The sequence below is a fragment of the Brevundimonas sp. CURTG3B2_SDJG genome (assembly GCF_057364705.1).
Genome location: NZ_JBNFOJ010000300.1, coordinates 1 through 3,322, shown reverse-complemented (window position 1 = coordinate 3,322; position 3,322 = coordinate 1). Strand labels below are relative to the sequence as shown.

The following is a 3,322-nucleotide window of genomic DNA, read 5'->3' as shown; positions in this document are numbered from 1 at the left end:
GTGCTCTACTGCTTCGTGTGGCTGTACTTCGTGCGGCCGCCGGCCCGGCCGTGGCCTTCGAGGCCGTGCTGAACGGCACCGTCAACTTCATGCTGGCCCGGCTCGGCGCGGGCGCCAGCTTCGACCAGGCCCTGGCGGAGGCGCGCGCCGCCGGCTCGCCGAGGAGGATCCGTCCGCCGACCTTGAGGGCCTGGACGCCCTGGCCAAGGTCCGGCTGCTGGCGTTCGAGGCCTTCGGCGTCATGCCCGACGCCGTCGAGATCCCCCGCGACGCGCTCCGCCCCGAAGCCCTGCCGCCCGCCGGCGCCCGCCAGGTCTGTCGCTGCGAGCGGAAAGGCGGCAAGCTGGTCGCCTCCGTCCAGCTGGCGTCGGAGGACCTGGACCCGCTGTTCGCCGGGCTGAAGGGAGAGGGCAACGCCTTGAAGGTGGTTCGCGAGGACGGGTCGGTCGTCCGCTGCCGGGGCCGTGGCGCGGGCCGCTGGGCCACGGCCGAGAGCCTGTTGGCCGACCTCTCCGACCTCGCCGCGCGCCGCATCGCCCTGCAGGCCGCCTGACCATGGCCGTCTTCACCCCGGTCGAGGAGGCCGAAGCCGAGCCCTTCATTCGTCGCTACGGCCTGGGCGCGCTCCACGCGCTCACGCCTATCGCCGAGGGGGTGGAGAACACCAACTACCGGGTCGATGCGGACCGGGGCGCCTTCGTCCTGACCCTGTTCGAGGGCCGCACCGAGGCCGCCGCCCTGCCCTTCTGCCTGGGCCTGACGGCCCACGCGGCGGCGCGGGGCCTGCCCGCCGCCCGGCCGGTGACGGATGACACGGGGCAGGCCGTCGGCGTCCTGAACGATCGACCCGCCGCCATCCTCGAATGGCTGCCCGGCGCCTGGAGGCGGACGCCGTCCCTCGCGACCAGCGCCAGGCGGGAGCCCTGCTGGCCCGGCTGCACCTGGCGGCGGCCGACTTCCCCTGACCCGGAAGAACCCGGTCGGCCCCCAGGCCCGCGCCGCCCTGTTCCAGCGCTGCCTGTCGCGCGGCGCGACCGATCGCGTCCAGCTGGAGCGGATGGCCCCCTGGGCCGCCGCGAATGCGCCCGACCCGAGTGTCGGCCTGCCGCGCGGGGCGATCCACGCCGACTACTTCCCCGACAACCTGCTGTTCGACGGCGACGCGCCCAGCGGGCTCATCGACTTCTATTTCGCCTGCACCGACGCCTGGGCCTACGATCTCGCGATCGCCCTGTCGGCCTGGGGGTTCGACGCCGCCGGCGCGCCCCTGCCCGCCGCGCTCGCAGCCTTCCAGTCGGGCTATGAGTCCGTCCGTCCGCTGAGCCCCGCCGAGCGCGCCGCCCTGCCGGCCCTGGGCGCCGTCGCGGCGGTGCGCTTCACCCTGACCCGCCTGCACGACCGCCTGTTCCATGACCCGACCAAGCTGGTGACGCCCAAGGATCCGACGCCCTTCCTGCGCCGCCTGGACTGGTGGACCGGCGACGCCCTGGCCGCCTGACCAGAGTTCCTCTCCTAAAGGGGAGGAATGGCTCCAAGCACCGCCTCCAGCGTCGGCTCGACGACTTCGAACCGTTCGGTCCGGCCCTCCAGCCCCTCCAGCTGCGGCGGCCGTTCCGGCGCGAAGCCCAGGGCGGCCTCCACGCTCTCGGGGAATTTCGCCGCATGGGCCGTCGACAGGACCACCACCGGGCCTTCGGACCGATCCAGCCGGCGCGCGGCATGCAGGGCGACGGCGGTGTGAGGGCAGATCACCCGGCCGTTCTCCGTCCAGGCGCGCCGCATCTCGTCCGCCGTCTCGGACTCGCTGACCGCGACGGCCGAGACCTCGCGGCGCAGGGCGGCCAGCAGGTCGTCCGGCAGGACCATCCGCCCGTCCCGGGCGAAGTCGCCGAACAGGCCGCGGGTCAGGTCGGCGTCCCGGCCCGACGCCTCGAACACCAGCCGCTCGAAGTTCGAGGGGGGGCCTGCACGTCCATGCTGACGCTGGCCGTGGCGTGGGCCGCCGCACGTTCGTAGACGCCGGTCTCCAGCGCCCGCACCAGGGCGTCGTTGCGATTGGTGGCCGCCACCAGCCCGGCGACCGGCAGGCCGCAGCGCCGCGCCGCCCAGCCGGCGAAGGCGTCGCCGAAATTGCCGGTCGGCACCACATAGGTCGCCGCCTCTCCTAGGGCCGAGGCCGCCGCCGCATAGTAGGGAATCTGGCCCGACAGCCGGGCCCAGTTGATCGAGTTCACCGAACTGACCCGCCGTGCGCCACTCCGCAGGTCGGGAACGGCCAGCAGGGCCTTCACCAGCCGCTGGCAGTCGTCGAAGTCGCCGCGCACCGCCAGGTTCAGAACGTTGGCGGCCCCCGAGGTCGTCATCTGCAGGCGCTGCACCGGCGAGACTCGGCCCAGCGGATGCAGCACGACCAGGTCGACGCCTTCCGCGCCCGCAAAGGCGTTGACCGCCGCCGCGCCGGTGTCGCCGCTGGTCGCCGCGAACAGCAGCAAGCGTTCGCCGCTCTGCGCCAGCACCGCCTGGGCCAGACTGGCGACCAGTTGCATGGCCAGGTCCTTGAACGCCGCCGTCGGGCCGTGGAACAGCTCCAGCACGTGCAGCCCCGGCTCCAGCTCGACCAGCGGGACCACCTCGGGCGTCAGGAACCGATCCTGCACCCGCCGGGTCGCAGCCTCCAGCGCCCCGGCCGGCAGGGCGTCGCCGACGAACGGGGCCAGCAAGCGCGCCGCCAGGGTCGCATAGTCCGCCCCGTCCCAGGTCAGCGCCGCCGTGTCCAGCTTCGGCCAGGCCGTCGGAGCGAACAGGCCGCCGTCGGGCGCCATGCCGCTGATCACGGTTCCCGCGAAGTCCTGCGCCGGCGTGGTTCCGCGCGTGCTGACGTACGACGGCGTCAAGGAGGCCTCCCGAGAAACAGAGGCTCAGACTAGCGGTGCGGCCGCCCCGCCGCCACCGGCCCAAGGGCGTTTCGGCGTCGAAACCGGACGATCTTTCGCACTGCGATGTCGCGGCGCCATATCGACTTGCATAAGCGGACTTATCGCGTCAGGTTCGGTTACGAAAGCCAAGGAGTCGAGCAATGACGGTGACGCCGTTCCCGCAAAGGCGGTCCAGAGCCGAAGCGGCCCTGCGGGGCATGAGCATACGGGAGCTCTCCGCCCGGACGGGATCCACCCTCCGGGCCCTGCGCCACTATGAGGAACTCGGCCTGCTCACCGCCGGCCGCAACGCTCGCGGCGCGCGTTGCTACGACGCCGATCAGCGCCGGGCGGCCGACCTCATCGCCGGCCTGCGCCGCCTGGGCATGCCGATCCGCGACATCCAC

The 3,322-nt window shown here is 73.2% G+C and carries 4 protein-coding genes and 2 pseudogenes; 4 read left to right on the top strand and 2 right to left on the bottom strand.

The window, feature by feature from the left end; all coding sequences use genetic code 11:
- The 3 genes and pseudogenes from AC2W7C_RS15450 to AC2W7C_RS15440 form a co-directional block, all read left to right on the top strand.
- Nucleotides 1-553 (top strand): annotated as a pseudogene (locus AC2W7C_RS15450) (hypothetical protein); the annotation flags it as partial.
- Between the two features lie 2 nt (nt 554-555).
- Nucleotides 556-831 (top strand): annotated as a pseudogene (locus tag AC2W7C_RS15445) (phosphotransferase); the annotation flags it as partial.
- 226 nt (nt 832-1,057) lie between these two features.
- The gene (locus tag AC2W7C_RS15440) at nt 1,058-1,498 is read left to right on the top strand and encodes a phosphotransferase (protein ID WP_486002200.1); all 441 of its coding nucleotides are present in this window, start codon (nt 1,058-1,060) and stop codon (nt 1,496-1,498) included.
- Nucleotides 1,499-1,512: 14 nt separating this feature from the next.
- On the opposite strand, the gene AC2W7C_RS15435 is transcribed toward AC2W7C_RS15440, so the two are convergent.
- A complete protein-coding gene (locus AC2W7C_RS15435; protein WP_486002199.1) occupies nt 1,513-1,938 on the bottom strand; it encodes a hypothetical protein in 426 nt (141 codons plus the stop codon).
- A complete protein-coding gene (thrC, locus tag AC2W7C_RS15430) occupies nt 1,905-2,894 on the bottom strand; it encodes a threonine synthase (protein WP_486002198.1) in 990 nt (329 codons plus the stop codon). The genes AC2W7C_RS15435 and thrC overlap by 34 nt, the downstream gene beginning before the upstream one ends.
- Nucleotides 2,895-3,076: 182 nt before the next feature.
- On the opposite strand from thrC, the gene AC2W7C_RS15425 reads away from it, so the two are divergent.
- On the top strand, nt 3,077-3,322 hold a 246-nt coding region (locus AC2W7C_RS15425), incomplete at its 3' end, for a MerR family transcriptional regulator (protein ID WP_486002197.1).